Origin of the sequence: Gracilibacillus orientalis, from assembly GCF_900114645.1 — a bacterium.
Classification (GTDB): Bacteria; Bacillota; Bacilli; order Bacillales; family Amphibacillaceae; genus Gracilibacillus; species Gracilibacillus orientalis.
Genome location: NZ_FOTR01000008.1, coordinates 131118 through 156410, shown reverse-complemented (window position 1 = coordinate 156410; position 25293 = coordinate 131118). Strand labels below are relative to the sequence as shown.

General features: G+C 35.4%; 27 protein-coding genes and 2 pseudogenes. 15 read left to right on the top strand and 14 right to left on the bottom strand.

Features of this window, described 5'->3' with window-relative positions:
• Positions 1 to 84: 84 nt before the first annotated feature.
• Positions 85 to 948, top strand: a complete 864-nt coding sequence (locus BM121_RS15045) for a DMT family transporter (protein WP_091484477.1) — start codon at positions 85 to 87, stop codon at positions 946 to 948.
• 76 nt (positions 949 to 1024) lie between these two features.
• Positions 1025 to 1844 (top strand): annotated as a pseudogene (locus BM121_RS15040) (DUF3231 family protein).
• A gap of 104 nt (positions 1845 to 1948) precedes the next feature.
• Here the strand turns inward: BM121_RS15040 and BM121_RS15035 are convergent.
• The 4 genes and pseudogenes from BM121_RS15035 to BM121_RS22145 all read right to left on the bottom strand — a co-directional run bounded on the left by BM121_RS15035 (position 1949) and on the right by BM121_RS22145 (position 4448).
• Positions 1949 to 2413, bottom strand: a complete 465-nt coding sequence (locus BM121_RS15035; RefSeq protein WP_091484476.1) for a hypothetical protein — start codon at positions 2411 to 2413, stop codon at positions 1949 to 1951.
• A 449-nt stretch (positions 2414 to 2862) separates the two neighbouring features.
• Entirely contained in the window at positions 2863 to 3717 is an 855-nt protein-coding gene (locus BM121_RS15030) for a Ger(x)C family spore germination protein (RefSeq protein WP_245780820.1), read from the bottom strand.
• Positions 3718 to 3740: 23 nt separating this feature from the next.
• Positions 3741 to 4004: pseudogene (locus tag BM121_RS15025) on the bottom strand (catalase); the annotation flags it as partial.
• 273 nt (positions 4005 to 4277) lie between these two features.
• A complete protein-coding gene (locus BM121_RS22145; protein ID WP_175495450.1) occupies positions 4278 to 4448 on the bottom strand; it encodes a hypothetical protein in 171 nt (56 codons plus the stop codon).
• Positions 4449 to 4583: 135 nt separating this feature from the next.
• Here BM121_RS22145 and BM121_RS15020 point away from each other — a divergent pair, with 135 nt between their 5' ends.
• Positions 4584 to 5501: an SDR family oxidoreductase gene (locus tag BM121_RS15020; protein ID WP_091484474.1), complete on the top strand. Its 918-nt coding sequence runs from the start codon at positions 4584 to 4586 to the stop codon at positions 5499 to 5501.
• A gap of 102 nt (positions 5502 to 5603) precedes the next feature.
• On the opposite strand, the gene BM121_RS15015 is transcribed toward BM121_RS15020, so the two are convergent.
• The 3 genes from BM121_RS15015 to BM121_RS15000 all read right to left on the bottom strand — a co-directional run bounded on the left by BM121_RS15015 (position 5604) and on the right by BM121_RS15000 (position 10035).
• Positions 5604 to 6710 (bottom strand): GerAB/ArcD/ProY family transporter, encoded by a 1107-nt coding sequence (locus BM121_RS15015; RefSeq protein WP_281244826.1) that lies wholly within the window; start codon positions 6708 to 6710, stop codon positions 5604 to 5606.
• 527 nt (positions 6711 to 7237) lie between these two features.
• Positions 7238 to 8443 carry a Ger(x)C family spore germination protein gene (locus BM121_RS15005; RefSeq protein ID WP_091484472.1) on the bottom strand — a complete coding sequence of 402 codons (1206 nt, stop codon included), beginning with the start codon at positions 8441 to 8443 and terminating at the stop codon, positions 7238 to 7240.
• Between the two features lie 14 nt (positions 8444 to 8457).
• Positions 8458 to 10035 (bottom strand): spore germination protein, encoded by a 1578-nt coding sequence (locus BM121_RS15000; RefSeq protein ID WP_091484471.1) that lies wholly within the window; start codon positions 10033 to 10035, stop codon positions 8458 to 8460.
• A 314-nt stretch (positions 10036 to 10349) separates the two neighbouring features.
• Between BM121_RS15000 and BM121_RS14995 the strand changes: the two genes are divergently transcribed.
• Positions 10350 to 11447, top strand: a complete 1098-nt coding sequence (locus tag BM121_RS14995) for a GerAB/ArcD/ProY family transporter (protein WP_091484470.1) — start codon at positions 10350 to 10352, stop codon at positions 11445 to 11447.
• A 168-nt stretch (positions 11448 to 11615) separates the two neighbouring features.
• On the opposite strand, the gene BM121_RS14990 is transcribed toward BM121_RS14995, so the two are convergent.
• Positions 11616 to 12947 carry an amino acid permease gene (locus BM121_RS14990; protein ID WP_091484469.1) on the bottom strand — a complete coding sequence of 444 codons (1332 nt, stop codon included), beginning with the start codon at positions 12945 to 12947 and terminating at the stop codon, positions 11616 to 11618.
• Between the two features lie 57 nt (positions 12948 to 13004).
• Positions 13005 to 13622, bottom strand: a complete 618-nt coding sequence (locus BM121_RS14985) for a LysE family transporter (protein ID WP_091484468.1) — start codon at positions 13620 to 13622, stop codon at positions 13005 to 13007.
• Positions 13623 to 13712: 90 nt separating this feature from the next.
• Between BM121_RS14985 and BM121_RS14980 the strand changes: the two genes are divergently transcribed.
• The 5 genes from BM121_RS14980 to BM121_RS14960 all read left to right on the top strand — a co-directional run bounded on the left by BM121_RS14980 (position 13713) and on the right by BM121_RS14960 (position 16468).
• Positions 13713 to 14375 carry a reverse transcriptase-like protein gene (locus BM121_RS14980; RefSeq protein ID WP_091484467.1) on the top strand — a complete coding sequence of 221 codons (663 nt, stop codon included), beginning with the start codon at positions 13713 to 13715 and terminating at the stop codon, positions 14373 to 14375.
• 55 nt (positions 14376 to 14430) lie between these two features.
• Positions 14431 to 15111, top strand: coding sequence for a hypothetical protein (locus tag BM121_RS14975; protein WP_091484466.1), 681 nt, complete (start codon positions 14431 to 14433; stop codon positions 15109 to 15111).
• 556 nt (positions 15112 to 15667) lie between these two features.
• A complete protein-coding gene (locus tag BM121_RS14970; RefSeq protein ID WP_091484465.1) occupies positions 15668 to 15874 on the top strand; it encodes a helix-turn-helix transcriptional regulator in 207 nt (68 codons plus the stop codon).
• 14 nt (positions 15875 to 15888) lie between these two features.
• Positions 15889 to 16272 carry a hypothetical protein gene (locus BM121_RS14965; RefSeq protein WP_091484464.1) on the top strand — a complete coding sequence of 128 codons (384 nt, stop codon included), beginning with the start codon at positions 15889 to 15891 and terminating at the stop codon, positions 16270 to 16272.
• Between the two features lie 16 nt (positions 16273 to 16288).
• The gene (locus BM121_RS14960; protein ID WP_091484463.1) at positions 16289 to 16468 is read left to right on the top strand and encodes a hypothetical protein; all 180 of its coding nucleotides are present in this window, start codon (positions 16289 to 16291) and stop codon (positions 16466 to 16468) included.
• Here the strand turns inward: BM121_RS14960 and BM121_RS14955 are convergent.
• From BM121_RS14955 to BM121_RS14935, 5 genes are all read right to left on the bottom strand, one after another.
• Positions 16465 to 16674 carry a DUF3951 domain-containing protein gene (locus BM121_RS14955; protein WP_175495448.1) on the bottom strand — a complete coding sequence of 70 codons (210 nt, stop codon included), beginning with the start codon at positions 16672 to 16674 and terminating at the stop codon, positions 16465 to 16467. The genes BM121_RS14960 and BM121_RS14955 overlap by 4 nt on opposite strands.
• A gap of 83 nt (positions 16675 to 16757) precedes the next feature.
• Positions 16758 to 18614 carry an ABC transporter permease gene (locus BM121_RS14950; protein WP_091484461.1) on the bottom strand — a complete coding sequence of 619 codons (1857 nt, stop codon included), beginning with the start codon at positions 18612 to 18614 and terminating at the stop codon, positions 16758 to 16760.
• A gap of 18 nt (positions 18615 to 18632) precedes the next feature.
• Positions 18633 to 19397: an ABC transporter ATP-binding protein gene (locus BM121_RS14945; protein WP_091484460.1), complete on the bottom strand. Its 765-nt coding sequence runs from the start codon at positions 19395 to 19397 to the stop codon at positions 18633 to 18635.
• Positions 19398 to 19594: 197 nt separating this feature from the next.
• Complete coding sequence (locus tag BM121_RS14940; RefSeq protein ID WP_091484459.1) at positions 19595 to 20233, bottom strand: FusB/FusC family EF-G-binding protein; 639 nt, start codon at positions 20231 to 20233, stop codon at positions 19595 to 19597.
• Between the two features lie 92 nt (positions 20234 to 20325).
• Positions 20326 to 20589, bottom strand: coding sequence for a CD3324 family protein (locus tag BM121_RS14935; RefSeq protein WP_091484458.1), 264 nt, complete (start codon positions 20587 to 20589; stop codon positions 20326 to 20328).
• 296 nt (positions 20590 to 20885) lie between these two features.
• On the opposite strand from BM121_RS14935, the gene BM121_RS22140 reads away from it, so the two are divergent.
• The 6 genes from BM121_RS22140 (at position 20886) to BM121_RS14910 (ending at position 25267) form a co-directional block, all read left to right on the top strand.
• On the top strand, positions 20886 to 21023 hold the full coding sequence (locus tag BM121_RS22140) for a hypothetical protein (RefSeq protein WP_175495447.1): 138 nt from the start codon (positions 20886 to 20888) through the stop codon (positions 21021 to 21023).
• Between the two features lie 113 nt (positions 21024 to 21136).
• On the top strand, positions 21137 to 21844 hold the full coding sequence (locus tag BM121_RS14930) for a TetR/AcrR family transcriptional regulator (RefSeq protein ID WP_091484457.1): 708 nt from the start codon (positions 21137 to 21139) through the stop codon (positions 21842 to 21844).
• 75 nt (positions 21845 to 21919) lie between these two features.
• The gene (locus tag BM121_RS14925; protein ID WP_091484456.1) at positions 21920 to 23038 is read left to right on the top strand and encodes an ABC transporter ATP-binding protein; all 1119 of its coding nucleotides are present in this window, start codon (positions 21920 to 21922) and stop codon (positions 23036 to 23038) included.
• Positions 23038 to 23679 (top strand): ABC transporter permease, encoded by a 642-nt coding sequence (locus tag BM121_RS14920; protein ID WP_091484455.1) that lies wholly within the window; start codon positions 23038 to 23040, stop codon positions 23677 to 23679. The genes BM121_RS14925 and BM121_RS14920 overlap by 1 nt, the downstream gene beginning before the upstream one ends.
• Before the next feature lie 14 nt (positions 23680 to 23693).
• On the top strand, positions 23694 to 24605 hold the full coding sequence (locus BM121_RS14915; protein WP_091484454.1) for an ABC transporter substrate-binding protein: 912 nt from the start codon (positions 23694 to 23696) through the stop codon (positions 24603 to 24605).
• Positions 24606 to 24619: 14 nt separating this feature from the next.
• Entirely contained in the window at positions 24620 to 25267 is a 648-nt protein-coding gene (locus BM121_RS14910; protein ID WP_091484453.1) for an ABC transporter permease, read from the top strand.
• The last annotated feature ends 26 nt before the right edge of the window (positions 25268 to 25293 follow it).

Here is a 25293-nt window from a genome sequence, read left to right as displayed (position 1 = left end):
ATAGAAAATAGTAACACATTTACAGTAGGAAAGTATTTGTTGATATAATAAGTTATGAGATAAATGGATGAGGAGAGAGTTTAGATGAGTCACCGAAATGCTATTTTGTTTATATTGATTGCAGCTATACTTTGGGGAACAACAGGGACAGCACAAAGCTTTGCACCATCATCCGCACATCCTGTTGCTATTGGAGCCATTCGTTTGGCTATCGGTGGAGTAGCTTTATTAGTATTTGTAGTTATACAAGGAAAGTTTTATATCAAAAGGTGGCCCAAGTTGACAACATTTTTAGCAGCATTATCGATGGCAGCTTATCAACCGCTTTTTTTCTCTGCGGTATCTTGGACAGGTGTAGCAGTTGGTACAGTGGTAGCAATTGGGAGTGCACCAATATTAGCAGGATTACTAGAATGGTTATTCTATCGAAATATCCCAGACCGAAGATGGTGGTTGGCTACTATTTTAGCGGTAGCAGGTTGTACATTACTAGCTGCTAATAAGGCGACAGTTACGATATCACCATTCGGGATTCTGATGGCTGTTGGAGCAGGTTTATCCTTTGCAGCATATACCTTGTTTAGTAAAAAGTTATTGGAACAACATCGCTCAGAAACGGTTGTTGCAGTGGTGTTCACGTTTGCTGCGATTCTATTATCACCCATTTTATTCTTATATGATTTTTCTTGGTTACTGCAACCGAATGGCAGCATCATAGCATTACATCTAGGGATTTTAGCAACAGCAATTGCTTACTTATTCTTTGCTCGTGGTTTGTTAGGTACTTCTGCAGCAACAGCTGTGACGCTTTCGCTTGCAGAGCCACTTACTGCGTCAGTTCTCGGAATTGTCGTGATAAAGGAAGCGATAACTGTACAAATAGTATTAGGTTTGTTGCTCATTTTTACAGCATTAATTTTTTTATCGTTTCGAAAATCTTCACCGTAAAATTAACCACTTCTACCAATAGATATATCATATTATCCATGATTTTGCGCATAATAAGTATATGATTATATTACATATGAGTGACAAAATGATACATCTAACATCAGGTGAAATTGCTTCACTATGGACGGGATATATGAATGACAGTATGGCGAAGTGCGTGTAAGCTTTATGCTGAAACATATTGAAGACCCAGATATAAAACCAGTTGTACAGTTTGCTTATGACCTTTCTTCAAGCCATCTTGAACAATTACTTACTATTTTCGGACAAGATAATTATGTGAAACCTAATGGGTTTACTGAACGAGATGTTAACATGAATGCTCAATGGCTTTACACGGATATATTTTGCTTAAGCTATGTAAACCAAATGGCAAAAGTAGGGATGTTAATCTATAGTGGATTTATCTCTATGAGTGATAGGGAGGATATACGATATTACTTTACACAAGCTCTTAATGAGTCGACGAAGCTTTTTAATCAATCAAGCGAAATTGCTCTATCCAAAGGAGTAAATGTAAGGCATCCATATATCGAAGTGCCAAAAGAAACGAATTATGTCCAAAGTAAAAAATATATGAGTGGTTTAAATCCGCTGAATTAAAAAAGACCATTGTGCCCGATTTTGGTGTGAGTGACTCGACTACTCAAACGTTTTCAGACAAGTTAATGATGTTTCATATGTCACTCATTGTATCAGCTGGAGTAGGCAATTATGCTACTGCTGCAGCTGCTAGTCAACGAAGTGATTTGATGGTTGATTATGAGCGTCTGTCTTTGGAAGTATCTCGGTTAGCTAAGAGCGGTGCAGATATTATGATCAAAAATAATTGGTTTGAACAACCTCCAGGAACGAAAGATCGCGAGAAGTTAGCTAGAAATAAAGAAGAATGATCTCAGAAAGTAGTTCCGTTTTGAAGTACCAGAATGTATTTCAAAATGAACTACTTTTTTCGTTATGAATTATATACAAAACTATTGATCTCCAACGCTTCTCTTTACTGATATTTTATGGAGCTTCGCTTTCTCAGAAGCATTTGCAATAGAAATCCTACAAGCATCCCTGGTAACACACTTAACATCGGTAGCCAGAGTGGCCCTAACAGTACCTCAAACAAACTGAAAGTTGAGGAATAGATCGTTCCCACAGTTACGAAATAGGCGGAAAAAACAAATGGTAAGAAAGCATAGGGCTTCTCATTCCCACCTGCATCACGATAAGCATCCCACATAGCAAAAAAATATAAACATGGATAAAACATGAGCCATTGAAAGTTTGCGTTTGCAATAGCCTTTTCAATTTGGCCATAAAAACTAAAAATAATTACTTCATTTAAATTTGACTGTACATTAATTAAAAACTCTAATCCAATTAAGATAATCCCCTTAACTATTTTTCTGTTGAGCACTTGAGCAAATCCAGGTAATGCGATACTCCATAATATAGCCTCTAATGTCTTCACATTTCTAGCACCTTTCTTTTGGTGAGCAAAGTTATTATTATGGAAAGAAAAGGATGTTGAATAATTGAAAAAATTGAGGAGTATCTTTTATTTAGAGATATTACAGCAGTATTACGGTTCATTTTTACACCTTCTTAAATTGATCGTTAAGATTAGTATTCCAAATAATGGTAGGTAATATAACCAAAATATAGTTTTTTTATGGGATTATATAGAAAATACTTAGCTCTAGTTCAAAAGTTATCAAGCAAAAACTATGCTATGATAGGGTGCAGTCCAGAAGAAAATCTTTAATTAACCCTAATCCTTTTTCTTCCAAGGAGGATCTCCATTTTGGTGTAGTTTTTGATTTGTTTTATAAATAACTTAAGGCACTAAAAAACTTAATACCGTGCATACTAAAATTAATTTATCAGGCAATCTACCTAATATATTTTCCCACATCTTTATCACTCCATTCCTTTGTCTTTTGCCTTACCTGAAGCTCCAATAGTTCTTACTATGGCGTTAGCTGATACATCTACTGTACTTTGTGAAAATAATTTATCCCCATGATCCCAATCGTTCTCAATCTCCTTCCAGTCATTATAGTGTTTTTGTCTTAAAATGGTACTGAAACCGAAAAAGTCAACTTCTAATTCCTGCTGTGCTTTCTCCACTGTATCGGTAACAATTTTATCCATATTATCCTTTATTTGCTTTTCAATTTTATTTATAAATGCTTGATCTAAAAGCGACCTACTTCCAAACATTTCAGCTATAGATCCTTCGGTATCAATCGATATCGATATTTTTATATTATCCTGATTTTTAGCATTTATCTTTATGGAACTCCTTGCAGTATATATATCATATATCATAAGTTGACCATCTATATAAAAAAGTAACTCCCCATTTGTAATATTCCCTTTAATTAGTCTTAATCCTTTTATGTCATCACCAGTAAGTGTTCCAACTTGATGATCTGATTTTCCGTCAAATACGGCTACATCTTTATAAGTAACATTATCCTCTGATATTGTTAAAAGTGGAAGAGCATAACTGTCTTTATTCAACAAATATCGATGTAGCATACCTATCCGAACTGGTTCGATTATTTCTAATGATTTCACATTGTTGTCCATGGTTTTGTCGATGAATGAAGAAGGAAGTTGCTCTGTTTCTGTTTGGATTCCAAGTACATCTTTTGCGTCTCCTTGTGATATCATCACCTTTATTCCTCTACGCATTTCATGATCACGAATGAAACCGTCCACTACACAAGAAAATAAATCTGGTTCACTTGCAACTTCACTTGAAACAATTAAAATCTTTAAATGTTCATAGTTAGTTGGAACTCACCATGAGCAGCAAATCCACGTGCATGTACAACTCGTTCAGGAATTCGCTCATGATCAAAATGTGTCATTTTTTCACGGAAATGAAAATCCTCCATTAAGGTAGGTCCACTTTCTCCCGCTTTGAGCGAAAATTCATCTTCAGTCACGTTGAGTACTTGGTTTGTTGTTAGCTTTTTTCCATTATCATCGACTCGAAACTGATCCAATTGCTGATCTTTTTTGTTTCTATTTACATAAGTTTCATCGGTCATTTTCTCTGTACCTCCATTGCATTAAATAGTATATAATCTCATTAGGGATTGTTTGCATTTTTATTATGGGACTAACCCTCAGTGGAGGACAAATGCCCCTCATGAAATAACTGGTTTGCAAAATTTCTTATAGAACAATTCGGCTTCTCACTAAGTCTTAAGGGGAACTAGTTTTACTTATATTTAGCACTTTCAATGATTCTATTCTTCAGTTAGCACCTTGTATTTTAAAAAGCCATTCTTGTAATTTGAAGGAATGGCTTTAGCTATCAGTTATATAGTTGGATAATAGGGGGTATATTGAGGATTAGCGTAATAAGGTGGTCTTAATCCAATTGTCGGGAGCTTCCATGATGAAGGATTATTATCGTATATAAGATTTGCCTTTTTAAGAGATTCATACATCAATAAGTACTTTACTTCTGGATTATAATAATATCGCATTTTTTCACCTCCTGATATTAGATTATGTTCCTCTTTCTTTCAGTGATCCAATTCATTTTTCTAGTAAGACAAACACGACAATCGCCTAAAAGACATAGAGTAGTCCATACAGAACTTTTATGAGGAGGCTTTAAAATGTCTGACAAAGAGCCAGGCAAGCAAGATTATCCGATGTATCCTAATTATGGTAAGGTAACACGCTGTGAAGAGGTCGCCTTGACGGTACCTGAACAACGTCAATATCGCCAACCTGGAGTAGAAGATTTAATGGTACCAAAACCGATTATTGAAAATCCTAACTATAAGGGGAGTGGTAAATTACAAAATAAGGTAGCCCTTATTACAGGAGGAGATAGTGGAATGGGGGCAGCAGCTGCTATTGCTTTTGCGAAGGAAGGGGCGAACGTAGCCATTGCTTATTTAGATGAACATGATGATGCAGCCCGAACCAAAAATAGGATTGAGGAAATAGGTAAAGACTGTTTGTTATTACCAGGAAATTTAAGAGAAAAGCAACAATGTATCAATATTGTAGAAAAGACAGTTGAAACATTTGATCAGTTAGATGTTTTATGCAACCATGTCGGGATTCAATTCCAGCAGTTAAGTTTAGAGGATATTACAGATGAACAGTTTGATGATACATTTAAAGTAAATATTTACTCCCACTTTTATACAACTAGAACTGCACTAAAATACTTAAAAGCAGGAAGTTCCATTATTAACACTTCTTCAGTTGTTACTTTTTACGGATACGATCAATTAATCGATTATACAGCGACAAAAGGGGCAAATATCGGGTTCACACGTGCACTTGCTAGAAACTTAGTCAAAAAAGGGATTAGAGTAAATGCAATTGCTCCAGGGAGATTTTGGACACCATTAATACCTTCTAGTTTTTCTGCCGATGAAGTTGCACTTGCAGGTAACCCAATGGATCGCCAAGGCCAGCCATTTGAAATTGCACCAACGTTTGTCTATCTTGCCTCTGACGATTCTCGGTTTGTTACAGGACAAACACTTCATGTGAATGGTGGGCAAGTGTTTGGCTAATGATTCTATATGGGGGGCTTTTTAACCCTCTTTCAAGATTATTTCCAATTCTCAAAAAGAATCTTTCGTATTAACTTCTTCAGTTTTAAAAAAAGAAAATATTTATTGCTGAAGACTACTTTTATGTTTGTTCAATTTGTTTTTTACTGCATTTATAACTATAAGTATTAATGGAATATATACTTGAAGAGGTAGGTGTACATAAGATGGGACAATTTTCAGACCAATTTGCAAGTGCTGAGTTAGCCCCTCAGCCATAATAATAGACACTGCAAGAAGGGCTCCTCCTGTAATCAACAAATAATATTTTCGTTTATTTTTCTTTATTTGAAATAATTTCTCCAAGCCATACATACCGCCAAAATAAAAAATGGTTATTTTGAAATAAATGCCAATTATTAGTATGGTAAGAGCAATTGGGTCTAAACGCTGTATAATGTCGGCTATGTTTACTTTTGCAATTGTATCCAAAAGAGGGAATGTTGATTCACTACTTAATGTCGGCCCTAGTACACTTAGAATCAATGTCACCGTTAACATTAGCAAGATACCACTGAATGTTAGAGCAGCAACTCCTATTTTGAATAGTTTCTCCTTTCGATTTAAGAATGGAAAAATCATGGTGAATACTATAATTTCTCCAAATGGAAATGTGAGGGTTAATGGAAATGCTGTTTTAAAAACAGGTCCCCATCCTTTTTCAAGAACAGGTTGGAGATTCTCAGCTTTCGGTAATTGATCTATAAATACTAATAAAAAAAATAAAAATGCTAATATAATTAATATGATAAAAAATATATTACCAGCCCTTGCAATTACTTCTATTCCTAAATAGTAACTGTACAATACTAACAATACAATAATTAAATTCACGACAATTAATGGTGTTTGATCAAGTGCTGTTGTGATGAGCAAATCTCCAAAATCACGTAATACTCTACCCGCAATATAAAAAAAATACAGAATATAGACGATAGCTACAACTTTCCCAACGGTTTTACCTAATATTTCTTCTAAATATTCGGTGAATAGGTGATTAGGATATTGTTGGAATAGAAATCTGTATACGGTAAAAAGAATGATTCCTCCAAGCAAAGCTAATAAAATCGCCAACCAAGCATCTTGTTTTGCATCAAAACCTACACCAATGACAATTGAACTACCAGCTTCAAAGAGGAAAATCAACACAAACAATTGATTTGCATTTATTTTATACGTTTTAATAAGCTATCACCCCTTAACATCCATTAACAATAAAAATAAAAAATCTTATTCATGCTAATAAATGTATAAATAGGACATATCGTTACGCTTTTGAGAGTTATCCGAATAGAAGCACGTTGAAAAAGTGATGATTGATTCAAGAATAAGTATTGTCTTAAAAATCAATCTTATTATAATATAAACTCCTTACACAATTTTCTTGTTATTATTCTCTTCCTGAAAAAATAGCAATACTAAATTAGTGAATCAAAGCATATCCATTTTAGTATCCAATTATTCTAAAAGTGATATGATAAAATCACTTATAGGTTTATATATGAAATTCAGTACATCAAGAGGGTTTAAGGTACTCCAATTTAATCCTTTAGCGATGCTCAAGCCTATACCAATTACAAGTAGGGTGGAAAATACCCACAGTTCATTTCTTTCCTTCCTTCGCAAAATGGAAGGTACTTCCACTATAATCAATATAAGTCCTGCCACAAAGCTCACTATCATTACCCACAAAAAGATCACTCCTTAATCTCTGGTAAGATAGAATTTCCGATTTTACCTAATCGACGAATTTTTATATCAGCTTGTACTTGCATATCAAGGTCGGTGAAATGTGTATCATTCCAGTCCTCTTTTAGTTTGTTCCAAGATTTTGTGTCAGAACGATGTATTGCATCGCCAAACCCGAAAATATCTACACCAAAATCTTCCTGTACAGCCTTTATCGTCTCTCTAATAGTATTAGTAATGTTTTCTTCTATTCGTTTTTCTAATTCTTCTATTGTTTTTTGTTTTGATAAATCAATGTTGCATTTTACTTCTCCAACATTGCCTTCAGACTGAATAATAATATCTACTTTAGGTGTATTTTTTTCCACCTTCGCTTCCACTTTTGTTTTAGAGTGTATGATCTCAAAATTAAATTTCCCTTCATTAGGACAACTAACATCTGTTATCGTATTATTTATGTTATCCATAATAAAGTTATAGCCCTTGCTTTGGTCTCGGTTTAACCATCCTACTAATTTATCTTTCTTAAATACAGCCATGTCAGAATATTTCAAATATGTTGAAGAGGCTGTTTTTTCAAGATTTTGCGTAGTTCCACCTATAGATGGATCCCCGTGTATCGTAATTCCGGCTAGCACAGGATTTTTTCCTTCTGTTACCAACATCTTAATTAACTCATCTAACGTAACTGCCATTGTTGGTGCCCATGTTTCCTCAGAAGTTTCAAGAGAGGAGATCATATTATTTGCTGGTATCTTCTCAATGGATGTTAATATGGAGAGAATGTTTTCGGCACTTGTATCCTTCGCAATGACAATATAAAAATCAGTTCGGAATTCATGATCCCGCGAAACAAAATCTAACACGTCACTTATTCCTTCTCTGGCTAAGGCTTCTCCAATTACAAGGACACGAAGATGAGAATGATATAATTTCCTAGGGCTTTTCGTTGTTATTTCACGCATGCCTTCAAAAACCGTATCTTCTATTGCAGTATATAGTTCTACAGGCGCACTAGAAGTAGGACCAGCTGTTTTTGATTCAATTTGACCTGGTATAACGATTTGGGACGATATTTTGTAATTTTCATCTTCTTTGTCAATCCCCTCGGCTACACTTATTGCAAGTTCATTCAATTCACGTCGATTCCAGCAACCAGTGATAAATAGAAAAAGGATACTTATAATCATGAATATAATTGTTTTCTTTGTCATCTAACAACCCCCATTTATTTTTTGGATGGTGGTTTTGGAGAAGGACTTTGCTCACGGTTGATATTTTGTTGATTAATCAACCGAGGTCGCGTAGACAATCTCCAAAGAGGGAGCCTGAAAAGAGAATCTTTTTGATCTTGAACATTGTATGGACCAAAGGGACTCATATAAGGTATGCCGAATGAACGAATACTACATAAATGAAGTATTAGCCCAATAAATGCTGCGGTTATCCCAAACAATCCAAAAGATGCTGCTAACCCCATAAATAAGAAACGTATCAATCGTATGGAGATACTCATATTGTGTGCAGGTATTACAAAACTAGCAATCGCAGTTATTGCTACAATTATTACCATTGCAGCTGATATAAATCCTGCTTCTACTGCTGCTGTTCCAATTACTAACGTTCCAACGATGGATATGGCTTGTCCAACTGCCTTAGGCATTCTTATGCCACCTTCTCGCAATATTTCAAATGTTATTTCCATCAATAACGCTTCAATAAAAGCAGGAAAAGGAACACCTTCTCGTTGAGCCGCTAAACTAATAAGAAGTTGTGTCGGAATCATTTCCTGATGATAAGTAGTAATTGCAATAAATAAAGATGGAGCTAATAAAGTGATAAAAAAGCAGGCTATACGAAGAAAGCGAATGAACGTACTAAAATCCCAGCGTTGGTAGTGATCTTCTGCAGCTTGAAAGAACTGGATAAATAACGAAGGAACCAACAGAACAAAGGGAGTACCATTTACTAAAATCGCTACCCGTCCTTCTAGAAGACAGGCAGAAACAACATCAGGTCGTTCCGTATTGTACATAGTAGGGAATGGAGAAAATGTCTTGTCTTGAATTAATTCCTCAATATAATTACTTTCCAATAATCCGTCAATATTTATTTTGCTAAGACGTGTTCTCACTTCCTCTAACACTTTTTCATTGACAATACCTCTGATGTACATAATAGAAACTTGCGTTTGGGTAACTTCCCCAATTTTTCTCGTCTCGACCCTGAGATTCGGACTATTTATTTTACGGCGAATCAATGCCGTATTTGTGCGTAACGTTTCAGTAAAGCCTTCCTTTGGCCCTCTAACTACGGTTTCTTGAGAAGGTTCTGTCACACCTCTATAATTCTCATTAGTTAGCCCAATAGTAAATCCCTTCGTAAATCCATCGACAAGAATAATAATTTGTCCAGAAGCAAGTGATGATAAAAGAGATCCATAATCAGTTACATCTTCAATATCACCAACAGAAATGGTGGAATCTTTTATTACAGTCAACAAATCATGCTTAGAATGAATATTTTTATCTTGGAAATCAAACATTAGTGGTTCGATAACAAAATCGTTTATTTTTTGTGTATCGACAAGACCATCTATATAAAAAATACCTATATTAATTTGTTCTTCTTTCCCTATTCTAATTTTTCTTACGATGAAATCATCACTATTACCTAGTGTTTCATTGATATACTTGATACTTTCTTCTAAGGATGAAATGATTGACTTCTTTTGCTTTTGATCCAAAGCTTTAGAATTTAAATCTTTCGTTTTCTTTTTGGTTAGTTTTTGGATACGTCGTCGCATGATTTCACCTTTCTTTATCCTTCTAATAGACCGAATATTTTCTATTAGCAAAAATTATTATACCTCTAATAATGAAGTTTATTCCTTCTTATTGAATTCTGATAGCTATTGAACAATAATAATCAAACAATACTAGAAAAAATAACATAATATTACAATTGTAAAGCTTACAACGAATCAAGAACAAAAATAAACTAGATGTAGTACACCTGAATAAATGATTAAAAAAGCGTTTCATGTTAATGATACATATATGTAGGCATTACTTAAGAGAGGATAAACAATTTTTAAAATATACAGTAAAGGAGAAAGCAATGCATTATAACAACCATAGAATTAGTATTCATCAATTTACTATACTGGTCATTATTTATGTCATTGGAGATGCTATCTTAATAATGCCATCTATCATTGCCCTCGAAGCAGAGAAGGATGCTTGGATTGCAGCCGTTTTTAGTTTGGTTATTGGTGTGATAATAGTTATGGTGTATTATGGTATTAGTAAAATTTCTCCTAATTTAACTATTATCGAATTAAATAAAAAGGTTATGGGGAAATTTATTGGCACATGTATTTCCTTCTTATATTTATTCTATTCTTTTTTATATGCAACCGTGGCCTTAAGGGAAGTCGGTGATTTTGTAACAACAGAAGTACTTCCTGATACTCCTATTGAAGCTATTCACATATTATTCCTAATAATCGTCCTTATGGCGACTCGACTTGGTCTTGAAACTATTGCACGCTGTGTAGAAATTTTTTATCCTTATATCTTTTTGTTGCTAATAATAATTATTATTCCTTTAATTCCTGAAATTAATTTGGATAATATTCAGCCAGCTATGGAAGGAGGGGTACAACCAATTGCTCGTGCTTCGTTAACATTTATTACATACCCCTTTGTCGAACTTGTCTTGTTTATGATGTTTTTTCCTTATGTTAATGAAAAAGCCAAAATAAAAAAGAATTTATTTCAAGGCGTTTTGGTTGGTGGAATTTTGCTAGTTGTTTTTACAACCTTAACAATTTTAGTTCTTGGGTATGAACAGACATCAAGGTATATGTATCCGGGTTATCTATTAGCTCAAAAGATTAATATCGGAGAATTCATTACAAGGGTGGAAATAGTAATTGCAGGAATATGGTTTATTACTATTTTCTTTAGAATTACTATTTATCTTTATTTTACTTGTCATGGTTTAGCACAAGCACTTAATCTTAAGGATTATAGATCAACTGTTTATCCTCTTGGAATAATTATGTTTGTTCTGTCTCTTACTATCTCACCGAATATCACTTACATAAACGAAATGAGTTCCATTTGGCCGTTCTATGATTTTACGATTGGGTTGTTTTTGCCAGCGTTATTGGTGTTAGTAGCTTTGATAAGGAAAAAATTCAATGGATTATAGATGAAATATGTTAGGAGAGTATTTTAGCGCTATTCTATAATCCAGAAGAGGCATACGCAGTAAATGAAAAACAGATGGGGAGAATTACGAAGACATTACTTATCTTTATTGCGAAATGGTGTAATAGTTAAAATAGAATAGCCATCATGCAGAAGGACATTGGAACAATCACTGATTGTTCCAATGTCTTTGCATGATCAGCGTTACGGCACCAATGAGCAATAGAAAAAACAAACTAATCCAAAGTCCCGGACGAATACTTTTATCCATTAATGTCCCGGATACAGCTGCTACTATAAACAGTAATCCGACAGATGCGATCACTTTGTTTATCAATTTTATCCCTTCTAATACTCTCCACGACGACAGGATGATAAATGCCCAATTGAAAAGCAATAATATCCCTGCAGCCGTTGTAATATATTCGTATATCTTTTCCGGTAATAATAAGGCAGTAATTACCGAAACAGCTAATCCAATCGTCGCAAGTAATAAAGAAGGAAAGGGTAATTCTTTAAATTTTTTGAGTTTTTTCGAAAAAAGCTTAGGTGCATCCCCGTCTTTTGCCAGTGTTACTAATAAAGTGACGACCCCAAATAATGCGGCGGTCATCGTGGAAAATCCCGCAACGATGATTGCTGCATTAAAGACATGTGGAAAAAATCCTAGCGAATAATCAGATAAAGCTGTTACAAATGGGCTTTCATTTGGGTCAAACTTATTAATTGGTGCCATAATCACTGCTAAACAAAGGGAGATAATATAAATAATAGCGAGTAAGCCTAACATCACTTTTCCGGTTTTTGGAGCATCTTCTTTTTTCTTCAAGCGGATTGCCATTAACCCGATGACTTCAATACCGCCAAAAGCATAGAAAGCATATATTAATGATGCCCAAAATCCTTTGTATCCGCCACTAAAAGTATCCCCCAAATTAGTTGGAATGCCAGGTTCAGAGTCTGATCCACCTGATATCCCACCTGCTAATGCAATCGCTGCAATAATAATAAACATAAAAATGGCGGCGGTTTTGATAACTGCTAAAAAATCCTCAATACGGTCAAATCCTCTTGTTCCTAGTAATATGACCATAATAGAAAGTACGGAATAAATGGCTGCAAACACCCAAAGTGGAATGTTTGGAAACCATACTTTTGTTAAAATGGCTAAGGCGATTAACTGACTACCCATGATTAAAATGCTCGAGCACCAATAATTCCAACCACAGCTAAAGCCTGCCCACTTGCCAAATGCCTTTTCAGCATAATAGCAAAAAGAACCTTCCTGAGGATCGGCTGCAGACATTTTAGCTAATAAATTAAATACGATATAGGTGCCGATAGCCGCAATCAAAAAAGAAAATACAATCGAAGGACCGGTAAGTTGGATTCCAATACTCGAACCGAGGAAATAGCCTGTCCCAATTGTACATCCGACCCCTGTCAGAGCTAATTGCCACCAGGCGATTTTCTTTTCAGATGCAGATGATGATTCACTCACACGACATTCTCCTTATCCTTTTTGAACTGAAACATGTTTAGTATGGGATAAGGTGATCTAAAATATAAGTGTGATAGCACGATAACCAAAATAAATAGCAAAACCAATTAAGGAAAGTCCTGTAATGACTGAGATCATTTTCAATGTTTTATCTGAAAGTAAGTGACGCGAACCACTGGAGACAAGAGCCATGGAGATATCCCAGATCATTACACCGAAAAGGATTGCTGTACTGTACCAAATCAAGTGAAGCGTATCATATTTATCAATCGTGTTAGCTAGTACGGATCCATAAATTCCTAACCAAAACAAAATCGAGAGCGGATTGCTAATGGAAATTAAAAAACCGGAAGTAAAGGTTTTGCGTAACGAATCACGTTCCTCCCTTAATTGAACAGATTGCTTTGAAACCATACTTTCGATACCTGTATACAAGAGAACAAATGCACCAAATGACCACAAAAAGGTCTTCATAAAAGAAGTTTCTAAAAAATGGACAACCCCAAAGTAGACAGCAAGAATAAAAAATAATTCTGCTATAATGGAACCTAAGCCAACCATCCATGAATGCAGGAATCCATTTTTAATCCCTTGGTTAATTTGGGCCGCATTAATCGGGCCAAGTGGGGCGGCTAAAGATAAGCCGAGAAACATATAACTAAGAAAAATTGTCAACTGCTTCACTCCCTTAACTAAATAACAAGCTTGTACCTTTACTATTCTATTTATAGAAAATAGAGATATGAGCAAAAGGAGATGTAATTCATGTATGTAACAATGGAAATAGCTTATCTATCACCAAAAGGCATTCGATCAACTTTTTTTTCGGATGAAATCGATGCTGAAATGGCACTGGAAATAGCTACTGACTTTGAGAAATGGAATCGCACGGATTCTATTGTCTTTGTGGACTTTCAGGGTAATCGATGGGATAAAAAGGAACTGGTCGCATACACCGAAGAAATGGTGACGGAACCAAATCATATAACGGTATTTTTTGACGCAGGGTTTGACTTGGCAACAAACAGAGCGGGGTTAGGCTGTGCAATATATTACACACAAAACAATAAACCCTATCGCATAAGAAAAAATTTATTAGTGAATAAAATGACCTCCAATAATGAAGCAGAATATGTCGCATTAGTAGAAGGTATCAAGATATTAGAAGATTTACATGTTCACCATCAGCCAGTGGAATTCAAAGGAGATTCTAAAGTGGTGATCAATCAACTATTGGGAGAATGGCCTTGTATGGAGGAAACGTTAAATCATTGGGCAGATCGGATAGAAGAGAAACTTGAAACAATGGGAATCGATCCGTTATATCAGGATATCCCAAGGAAAGATAATCGGGAAGCACATCAGTTAGCTGCCAAGGCATTGGAAAATGTTGAAATAAATAGCCAACTTCAATTGAAAAAAGTGTAACCAATGATAATCAGGGACGACTAATAGATTAAAGCTAGCATTTGGAGGGATGACCATGAAGAGTTGTCTGAAAAAATTACTATTATGTGGAGTCTTAGCAGGCAGTGCTTTTGTTTTACCGACAACTATTTTTGCTGAAGCAAATGCAGAAGAATTAGAGGGAACGATGATTGAATTGGAAGAAGGTAGGAATCATACCGAAACCATTGAAAATGCCCAGCAATATATCGAGGAGCATTTGAGTGACAGTTTTTCGGGCCTGTATATTGACCGTGAAGAGAAACAGACAGGTGTCGTCATTTTGATGTTTACCGAGTCTGTTGCAGAAGAGCATCGTCAAGCACTGAAAGCATTCGCAGAACAACCGAAAGAGATTGAGATAAGAGAAGTGGATTATACTGAAGATCAATTAATAGAGAAGCAAACAAAGATTGACGAGGATGGTTTTGAATACGATGATTTCACCATTTACCATACAGGGGTAGACATCATTACCGGTAAGGTAGTAGTTGGCATTGATCCATTGAATGAGAAAAACGTTCAGTTTCTGCACGATAAATATGGGGATGAATTAGTGGATGTAGTGGAAGGACAGAAGGCAACAACATTAGAAACGACAGCAATGGATGCTGAAATGAATGATAGTATGGAAACGACTGACAAATCAGCTCAAGAGGAACAGGAACGTAACTTTTTCCAAAAGATGATCGAAGCAATAAAAGGCTGGTTCTCATAAGTTTTAAACCACCGGATGTCTAATCAGCATTCGGTTTTTCTTATAAGCAAGAGTATATAATGTGCGGGATCAAAGGATTTCTGGCAATAATAAATGGCTTATTTTGAAAAGCACAGCTTGCTCTTGAATCGCTACGGCTGGCTACTTCCCTTTCCGTGGCGTATTACCTTCAGCTAACTTTTTTAAGCAAAAATCGCTTTAAAAAGTGGATCTTCAGGTAAAACAATTGCCACAGGAGTGGAAGCAGCCGGCCATCGCTAAAAAGTGATGCTACAACGTTTGAGACACGGAACATATCGAGTTTTTAAAGCAAGGAATGCATAGTTATTCTATCACTATTCACAGCAAATGTAGAGCTGACGAGCATGCCGAAGCGGCTGCCATAGCAGATGAAAACATTTCATCATTTCTAACTTGGTTAGAGTACATTATCCTGGTTTATAAACGAAAGGACTGGGTGGGCTTTCCAGGTTTTTCTTAGAATTAATATGTAAAGGTAACTTGACGGTAAAGGAAACTTTACATTAAACTATCCATATGGAAGGGTGACTTTTGTGTGGAAAATCGAATCAAAGAATTGAGAAAAGATCAAAGCATCTCACAAGAAAAAATGGCAATAAAATTGAATGTTTCTCGTCAGACCATTATTTCAATTGAAAAAGGGAAATATAACCCTTCACTTCCACTGGCTATGCAAATTGCACGATTATTTAACCGTACCGTAGAGGAAGTATTCATACTAGACGAGGACGATATGGAATAGAAAGGGTGATCAGTTTGAAAAAACAATATGATCGAAAGTTATTTGTTATTTTTGGAATCATGTTTCTATTAATGAGTGGTCTAATTAGTGCGGCAACTATAAGTACAGGTGTATTTCCGGCAGGTCATGATATTATGCTGATTGCTATGGCAGTCATGTGTTTTTGTAATGCCTACTTAGCACCACAATTTATACAAAATGATGAACGTACCAAAAGAATAAAAGAACGTAGTATGTTTTATAGTTACTTTATTATCCTCGGCTACATGATTATTATGCTTACCTTTTTACAGTTTCATTTCCTAGCTATAACAGCTTATCAAGCAGTAGCTATTTTAGCAGCTTTAACCATTATGACAGTCTTCATTACAATGGTTGTGTTATCTAAAAGATATTAGTAAGGAGGAGAGGGAGATGAATAGTTGGTATTGGATCATTTTAGTTTTGTTTGGTGTTGGTGTCACATATGCTATATCAAAAAAAGGTCGTAATGATAGGAATGAACTGACGAAGAAGGGGTTTTACGGGATTATTTCTGTGTTTGTGGTTGTATTTGTAGTTACAATTATAATTACAGTGTCTTCAGGAAACTAATCTCGTATATCATCACTTTCTTCTTCCTGTTGTACTTGTTCTTGTTTTTCCTCATGAAATGCTTTATGTTCTTGTCCAGTAATATTGTCAAATGGGGTGTAATAATTGCTTGGACGTTCTTTTCTAATCAATACTTTAAAAGCAACAAGTAAAATTAAAATAATGATAAAAAAGTAGATTCCAATGCTTAAATAGGAAAAAAACATGATAACCACCTCTCCAAACAAGAAGATTATGGTTATCATGTTACATGAATATAAGAAGCTATACAAACAGTCCTGACTTTAATTTAATCTTTTGGTAATACAATCCGTTGATACATTTTGACGGTTAACCAATAATATAGTCCATAAATAACGAGAAATAGGCTAATCGGAATCCATATTTTTGTATATGGTTCAATCAAGATAAAGGAGAACATTTCCATCCCGATAAGTACGTGGACAAGTCCGATTAAACCTGGAAAAAGGAAAACAAGAAATAATTCTTTGTAAATCGATTTTTTCAGTTTTGCTTGACGTACGCCTATTTTTCTAAGCATCTGATAGCGTTCAATATCTGCTGTCGCACTGGATAGTAGTTTGAACATGAGTACACTTGCCATCATCATTAAGAAAGCAACACCGAGAAACAATCCCATGAAAATTGTACCATTCGCCAAACTTTTTATTGTGGTATAATTTTCGTATTTACTGCCAATCGTTGTGGGATCTTCACCCGTATAATCAATCGCTAATTGGTGATGTCGTTCATCTATTTTTGCCAATGTATCTGTGTAATCTGCAAAATTGTCAACTTTTCCAATTAAAACAGTTTGCGTTGATGCATTGATTTCTTCAAATTTTTCCTGATCCAGTATATATAATGTGCGATCACCAAATAGGTAGAAATTTGCCATTAATTCGGTTCGTAATGCTGTTTGCCATTGTTCAGGTATACTTTCGGCATTATCCGTTTCCTCATCGGTGTAAACAGGAGCTGTTAAATCGTCTGTTAAACGTACTTCTTTAGACAACTCCTCCAGATTGCCGCCAAGCTCTTTGATAACGGGTGGATTCGCTTGTAAATCATGTTTGGAAAAATAAACGCTATCTTCTGTAACTCGATAGGAATATAGATTGCGTTCCTCAAATTTCCAATTCTCCATTTCGGCTAATTCATCCTCTGTTGGCTGGTGTACTTTAATATCGTAACCGTGCATCATTGAGGATTGAATTTCTGTATTATGATAAAAGGACAAACCTGCTGTCATCGCTCCTAACCCTAATGCAATTAACATCGCAACTGTCCCGAGTACTTTAGTTAATTGACTGACACGGAAATCAAGCTGTGCATAGGTAAAGGAGTTAAGTCCTTTCTCATTTATTGACCGAATTGCTTTGATTCTTTTAATGAGAAAAGGTAACATCGCCATAAAGAAAAAGTATGTTCCTGGTGTGACGGTTGCTGCAGCAATTATAACACCAAGTTGCGCGAGATTACCCATATTGATCATTGCTACGTATCCGACAGTGATTAAGACGATAGCGAATAATGTTCCTAAAAAGGTTTTCCAGCCTTTGATTGTTTTCGTATCTGTTTTTTGATCGGCATGTAATAGTTCCAGTACCGATTTACGTGATACTCTGATTGCATTGACAATAGCTGTTAAAAGAAATAGAACGAAATAGAAAAGGACTGTTGTTACAAGTGAAGACGGATAAAGAGAGTGGAATCCTTCACCTGAGAAATCCAGTCTCGCCATTAACAGTCGTCCAATTCCTTCTGAGAGACCTACTCCAAATACGAGACCAATAATTAAAGAGACAATACCGATTACCAATGTTTCCAGAAACATCATTTGGGTAACTTTACCTTTTTTTGCTCCTAAGGTCATATACATACCGAGTTCCTTTTGACGGAGGGACAAAATAAAGGATGTTGCATAGAAAATATAAAAGATGGTGACAAGCGCTAAAATAAAGGTCCCAACATGAAAAACGAAAACAATGGAAGCTATTAGAGCATTGGCTTCCAGAAAGGCTTGATTCTGAGCCAGTGTTTCAAACATATAGAAAATCGCAATTGATATCGTTAAACCAAATAATAATACAAGATAATCCTTCCACATTTTTTTCATACTACCAGATAGTAATTTCACTAACATGCTCTTTCACTCCTTTCTTTATAACGATTGAATGCTTGTCAATTCGGCAAGCACGTTGAGAATTTGTTGGTGGAAGTGTTGTTGATCACCAGTTTTTTTGATTTCCTTGTAAAGGTTGCCGTCCTGTATAAATAAAATTCGTTCACAATAACTGGCACTTAATGGATCGTGTGTTACGAGCATAATCGACACATCATGAAATTGATTTAAATGTTCCATTGTTTTCATCAAACTGTGTGCATTTTTTGAATCGAGTGCACCAGTTGGCTCATCTGCCAGGATGATTGCTGGTTCATGGACTAAGGCTCTAGCCGCTGCAGCGCGTTGCTTTTGACCACCGGAAATGGTGACCGGATATTTTTGAAGAACTGATTTAATTCCCAGTTTTTCTGCTACTTGTATGACGAGCGGTTTAATTTTTCTGGAACTGAATCCTTGTAAAGAAAGGGGCAGAGCGATATTTTCATAAACAGTTAAGTTTTCCAACAGATTAAAATCTTGAAAGATAAATCCTAATTGCTCGGAACGAAAATCAGCTAATTCGTTTTGTTTCATATCAGTAATATCTTGACCGGCAATTTCTATTTTCCCGGATGTTGCTTTATCTAAAGTGGAGACTACATTTAGCAATGTTGTCTTACCTGCACCTGATGGCCCCATAATACCTACAAATTCACCTTCCTCGATGGCAAAGGAAACATTATCGAGCGCTTTAAATTGATTCTCCGATTTTTTACCAAATACTTTTTGTGCGTTTGTAACGTTCACGACAGGTTTAGTCATGTTTCATACCTCCATTATTGTTTTGCTAAGTATAGTGTAAAACGAAGCATGAAAACTAGCTATCGATCTTTCTTTCATTTGTCTTACATTTTTGTAAGGTTGATAGTGAAATTTGTTTAATGTAAAGGAGAGTAATGAAAATAGTAGTTTTAGAAGAAAGTTCAGCAATTATAAAAAGCATGAATCTGCCTTCAGATTCATGCTTTAAGGTGTTCCACAAAAGAATGGAGCGGTTGAACATCTGTTATGTTTTGATTGCAAATAACAGGATCTTTGCATATATAGTTCCCTTTCTTCGTATACATGCCGCGCATTTGTCCTTTTTTCTCTGACGTAAATAATGCTACTTCTCCCAGTTCATTGCAAATGGTGCATATTCCTTTATGCAGTGAACTTTCTAAATAACCTTGAATTCCGATGAGTTTGGCGTCTTTTAGTATCAGCATATATGTTTTTGCCGAGCCTTTATCATACCACCTTAAATAAACAGTTTCTTTTCTGTCCATCTGCTCAAGGTCAGGTGTTTGCAGTTTCTTTACTTTTGGAAATGTTTTTTGTACTTGTTTATCATTAATAGTTGGAAAAGGGATCACATGTTGTTTTATTTGTTGCAGATACTGTTCCATGTTTTCTTTGTCTTTTACTTGATCAATTCCCATTAAGATGTCTTCTTGTTCTGTTGTTAAGTTTGGTAATAGATGATTTATTCGTTCAATAGCCATTTCTTTTACAGCATGGATCACATCTGCATCCGTCGAATTGGAGCGGGCACTTACCATCGTTTTTGTTTGCAGTTTAATAAAATGAAATTGATGAGGATAGATAAAGTTATCCATATATAACTACTCCTTTCTTTTTTAGTGTATCAAATATTCCATAAAAAAATATGGCAAGAATAGTTTGTAATCATTCTTACCATATCTTTCTGTTAAGCACGTTTATATACTATCTTTTTGATTGTTTCCATTGATAAACAATAGTCTGTTGCTAGTTGATGAATCGTTGTCCCGTTCTTGAAGGCGTGTCTGATCTGACAATTTCTTCTATGATAATATTCACGATTCCCTGTCTGGACTCCCCATCTTCTTCGTTCTTCTCGTTTAGGGATATAAATCGTTTCGCCTTCTATATACTCTTGTAGAGCATGTATTAATTCTTCCGGTAACAACGCTTGCGCCTTTGTTTCTTTCATTTGTAGCCAGCTCCTTATTTTATGCTTTCTATAAGGGCAAAGCATGCGCAAGAAAGGCGATATTCCCATCACCCATACAAAGTATCGCCTTAATTGCCAGGCTTTGCATGGGTCAGCTTACATTCAGGCAACGTAGTATGAATTGCCATCAACAACACCTCCACTTATTTACATTTTACACAAATTTCGTGTGAATGACTACATATGCTTTTTGAAAAATTTTTAATAAAAAAATTACTTGACCTCTCACTTGCAGCATATCAAGTGTTACGAAAAAAACTGGCTCATTTGAGGATATGGATATCGATTGGGATGAACAGAATGCGATAAACTTAACGTTCGATAATCAATCGATTGACATAGAAGATGACAATAATGATGGAACGACATTTCGAGTTATATTACCACTTTCAGAACAAAACCCTGCTGATTAAAAGGTTAGCGGGGTTTTACATTTGTACATCGTTATGATAGTATGAACATGTTCATCAAAAGAACTTGTTCATAAAAGAAAAATATTAATTAGTTATGTGGAGGAAGTGAAGCGATGGGCGAAAGTAGGAAAGAAATTCAACGTACACGGATGTGGCGCTATTTCTTGGATGCTGCAACAGAGGTAATTGAAGAAGAAGGCATCGATCATTTTACCATTCGAAAAATTGCAGATAAAGCAGGTTTTACTAGTTCGACAGCGTACAATTATTTTAAAGATTTATCACATCTGAAATTTTTTGCTGCTATGCGATTTATGTCGGATTATTTAGAAGAACTTCCGGCTTATTTAGAAAAAGGGAATAATACAGTAGAAAAATGGCTGTATAGTTGGGAATGCTTTTGTAAACATTCTTTTGCCCAGCCGAAAATTTACTCTGTAATATTTATGGACAATTTAGGCTCTATTCCGGAAGAATTATTGGAACATTACTATCAAATCTATCAAAATGATTTGATCGGTTTACCGGATGAAGTGAAAGATATCATCATGGAGCATAATTTTGCAAAACGCAGTGCCCTTTTTATTGAACCAGCAGTAGAAGAGAAGTTCATGGAAGAAGACGACATTGAAATGATTTCGGATATGACATTGTTAATATGGAAAGGTATGATGAATACCATCATTAATAAACGCCGAAATTATACACAAGAAGAAGCAATGCAAATGACTTTATATTACGTGTATGAGAGTGTTATGAAAGTGATCAAACCAGAAAAACGCGATGAAATCAAGGTGTCTTATACGAAAATAGATACATGATTATTTTTTTTGCTCATAAAATGAACATGTTCATTTTATGAAAATGATCACAATGGTGTTGAAAGGAGAGCTTATGTGATACAACTTAATGGAATTCATAAAGTGTATGATGACGGATTTCAAGCTTTAAAAGACATTACTTTAACCTTTGAAGAAGGGAAAATCAATGTTCTAATCGGTCCAAGTGGTTGTGGAAAAACAACGACAATGAAATTACTAAACCGTCTGACGAATTATACAGAAGGACAAATTTTAATAGATGATAAGGATATTAAACAAGTTAATCCGATTGAATTGCGCCGCCAGATGGGTTATGTCATCCAAAATATTGGTTTGTTTCCACATATGACGATCTATGACAATGTAGCAACTGTCCCTAAACTATTAAAATGGGATAAACAGAAAATTAAGCAAAAAGTAGACGATTTATTACGTATGGTTAACTTGGATCCAGAAGTATATCGTAATCGTTATCCTGCAGAGTTAAGTGGTGGTCAGCAACAGCGCATTGGAGTTATTCGTGCATTAGCAGCAGAACCGTCCACCATTTTAATGGATGAACCTTTTAGTGCTTTGGATCCGATTAGTCGTGAACAATTACAAGATGAATTAGTCCGACTTCAGAAAGAAATTAATAAAACGATTGTATTTGTTACACATGACATGGATGAAGCAATCAAAATTGCTGACCAAATCATTATTATGAAAAGTGGACAAGTCGTACAAAAAGGATCACCGCAAGAAATTCTAGCAAATCCAGCTAATGATTTTGTGAAAGAATTTATAGGAGAAGAACGACTGGGAAGTGCCTTGCCATCTGTTGAAAAGCTTATGACGAAACAGTTGTTTACAGTCTATCAATCAGATTCAGTAGAGAAAGCGATCGAACATATGGTGATGTATCAGATGAAAGAAATACCAGTTACGGACCATGATGGGAAATATATGGGAATGCTAGATTTATTTACAGCGATGAATCAATCGGATAAATCCATTCATGCCCTGCTAGATCATAATCGCAAAACAGTGGCACTAAATGCTGGCAGTGAGCAGTTGATAGCAGATAACCTCTTCGAAACATACGACACATTAGGCGTTGTATCAGAAGATAATACATTGGTTGGTGTTATTAAAAGAGAACAACTGCTTCATACATTACAACACTTCTATGAACTGAAGCGTGGTGGGCAATAGTGGAATTACTTACAGATTATTTGGAATTTTGGCAGGACAAATATGATTCGATTTTAACGTACACGATGGAGCATTTGATGATTTCTTTTGTTGTAATGGTACTGTCGATCATTGTCACTATTCCGTTAGCTATTTATATGACAAAAATGAAAAATGAAAAAGTAAAAGGTTTTATTTTCAATATTGCTAATGTGTTCCAAACCATTCCGACCGTAGCGTTATTAGCGATAATGATCCCACTGCTTGGTATTGGTTTTAAACCAGCTGTAGCGGCATTATTTTTATATGCATTATTACCGTTACTAAGAAATACGTATACCGGGATTCAATCGATTGATCCAAGCATAACGGAAGCAGCAAAAGGAATGGGTTTTAGCACCTTTGGCCGCTTATTTAAAGTAGAATTACCAGCAGCAATGCCATATGTCATGTCAGGTATCCGAGTGACTACTGTATATATTATTAGCTGGACAACACTCGCTGCCTTAATCGGAGCAGGTGGCCTTGGTGACTTAATCCTAGCTGGTATCGGCTATAATGACAAACAAATGATTTTCACTGGTACTATTCTAGCAATAGTCATCGCACTTTTACTGGATTTACTATTTAATAAATTTGAAAAAAATTATACAAAAGCCTAAAGGAGAGTAACAACATGAGAAAAGTAATGGTAGCAAGTATGTTAGCGGTATTATTAATGTTTATAACAGCATGTGGAGGCGGCACTTCTGCAGATGGTGGAGAAGTGTTTGAATACGGTGCACAAAAAAATACAGATCCTAAAATCATGGGTCAAATTGTAAAACTTTTAATTGAAGACCAAACAGATCATGAAGTAAACATTACGGAAGATATCCCAGCAAGTCCACAAGTGATGAGTGCAATTGATCAAGAAGATTTTGATTTTGCTACATTATATTCAGGCGAAGTCTACAACAATCACTTTGATGAAGATCAGGTGGAATATTCAACAGATCCACAAAAAACATTAGAGCAAGCACAGAAATTGTTCGGTGAAAAATATGATATGAAATGGTATGACTCGATTGGATTTAGCAACCAATATAGCATTGCGATTAAACAATCTTTGGCAGATGAGCATGGGATTGAAACAATGTCTGATTTAGGTCAGATTGCAGATCAAGTAACAATTGGTACAGATAACTCCTGGATTGAACGAGAAAATGATGGATATGAAGGGTATAAAGAAGCTTATGGCTATGAATTTGCTGATGCAAGAGGAATGGATGTAGCGTTAATGTATGCGGCAATCGAAAGTGGTGATGTGGAGGCAGTTACTGCTTACACAGTAGATCCGCAAATTATTGAATATAACCTAACGATTTTAGAAGATGATCAAAACTTCTTCCCGCCATATGATGGATCATTAGTAGCGCGTAATGCAGTACTAGATGAATACCCGGGAGTAGCAGAAATTTTAGATTCTATCGTTGGAACTATTAGTACAGAAGAAATGACAGAATTAATTCGTCTGGTTGATATGGAAGAGCAAAGCACAGAAGATGTAGCACGAGATTTTTTACAAGAAAAAGGAATGCTTGAATAGGAAAAGGTGATAAAATGAGCTTTCTCCAAGATTTAAGTCAGTATATGGTTGAAAATAGCAGTTTGCTTTTTGACTTAACGATAGAGCATATTTTGATGGTGGTATATGGTATAGCGTTAGCGCTAGCCATAGGGATGCCTTTAGGGATTATCGCGGCACGATTTGAACGACTGGCACCATTTATTATTTCGTTAACAAATATTTTGCAATTGATTCCGAGTTTAGCGATGTTAGCAATTCTAATGCTTTACTTTGGATTAGGATTTCAAACGATGGTAGTTGGGCTTTTCCTTTATTCTTTAATGCCGATAGTACGAAATACGTATGTCGGAATTAGAGAAGTAGATGACAGTATTATGGAAGCAGGTAAAGGTTCTGGTATGACACCTTTACAATTACTTGCCAAAGTTCAATTACCATTATCGATTCCATTCCTTCTAGCAGGTTTACGTGTAGCATCCGTTATTGCGATAGCTGTTGCGTGTATCGGACCTTATATTGGAGCAGAAGGTTTAGGGAAAGAAATCATTTCTGGAATCAGCTTGCAATCAGAAGTGAAAATTTATGCAGGAGCTATTCCGGCAACACTATTGGCTATTATTGCAGATTTAGCACTAGGACTATTAGAAAAGAAAGCTAAGAAAAGAATGGCATTAGTATAATAGACATAAAAAAGGAAAGGTGGACA

What these genes read in the sequence shown, in the direction of transcription:
- BM121_RS14995 (WP_091484470.1), top strand. Translation starts at nt 10,350, where the DNA reads ATGCATTATAACAACCATAGAATTAGTATTCATCAATTTACTATACTG.
- BM121_RS15045 (WP_091484477.1), top strand. Translation starts at nt 85, where the DNA reads ATGAGTCACCGAAATGCTATTTTGTTTATATTGATTGCAGCTATACTT.
- BM121_RS14930 (WP_091484457.1), top strand. Translation starts at nt 21,137, where the DNA reads ATGGGCGAAAGTAGGAAAGAAATTCAACGTACACGGATGTGGCGCTAT.
- BM121_RS14955 (WP_175495448.1), bottom strand. Translation starts at nt 16,674, where the DNA reads ATGTTTTTTTCCTATTTAAGCATTGGAATCTACTTTTTTATCATTATT.
- BM121_RS15000 (WP_091484471.1), bottom strand. Translation starts at nt 10,035, where the DNA reads ATGCGACGACGTATCCAAAAACTAACCAAAAAGAAAACGAAAGATTTA.
- BM121_RS22145 (WP_175495450.1), bottom strand. Translation starts at nt 4,448, where the DNA reads ATGCGATATTATTATAATCCAGAAGTAAAGTACTTATTGATGTATGAA.
- BM121_RS15005 (WP_091484472.1), bottom strand. Translation starts at nt 8,443, where the DNA reads ATGACAAAGAAAACAATTATATTCATGATTATAAGTATCCTTTTTCTA.
- BM121_RS14975 (WP_091484466.1), top strand. Translation starts at nt 14,431, where the DNA reads ATGAAGAGTTGTCTGAAAAAATTACTATTATGTGGAGTCTTAGCAGGC.
- BM121_RS14915 (WP_091484454.1), top strand. Translation starts at nt 23,694, where the DNA reads ATGAGAAAAGTAATGGTAGCAAGTATGTTAGCGGTATTATTAATGTTT.
- BM121_RS14910 (WP_091484453.1), top strand. Translation starts at nt 24,620, where the DNA reads ATGAGCTTTCTCCAAGATTTAAGTCAGTATATGGTTGAAAATAGCAGT.
- BM121_RS14940 (WP_091484459.1), bottom strand. Translation starts at nt 20,233, where the DNA reads ATGGATAACTTTATCTATCCTCATCAATTTCATTTTATTAAACTGCAA.
- BM121_RS22140 (WP_175495447.1), top strand. Translation starts at nt 20,886, where the DNA reads ATGGATATCGATTGGGATGAACAGAATGCGATAAACTTAACGTTCGAT.
- BM121_RS14935 (WP_091484458.1), bottom strand. Translation starts at nt 20,589, where the DNA reads ATGAAAGAAACAAAGGCGCAAGCGTTGTTACCGGAAGAATTAATACAT.
- BM121_RS15020 (WP_091484474.1), top strand. Translation starts at nt 4,584, where the DNA reads ATGTCTGACAAAGAGCCAGGCAAGCAAGATTATCCGATGTATCCTAAT.
- BM121_RS14945 (WP_091484460.1), bottom strand. Translation starts at nt 19,397, where the DNA reads ATGACTAAACCTGTCGTGAACGTTACAAACGCACAAAAAGTATTTGGT.
- BM121_RS14960 (WP_091484463.1), top strand. Translation starts at nt 16,289, where the DNA reads ATGAATAGTTGGTATTGGATCATTTTAGTTTTGTTTGGTGTTGGTGTC.
- BM121_RS14980 (WP_091484467.1), top strand. Translation starts at nt 13,713, where the DNA reads ATGTATGTAACAATGGAAATAGCTTATCTATCACCAAAAGGCATTCGA.
- BM121_RS14950 (WP_091484461.1), bottom strand. Translation starts at nt 18,614, where the DNA reads ATGTTAGTGAAATTACTATCTGGTAGTATGAAAAAAATGTGGAAGGAT.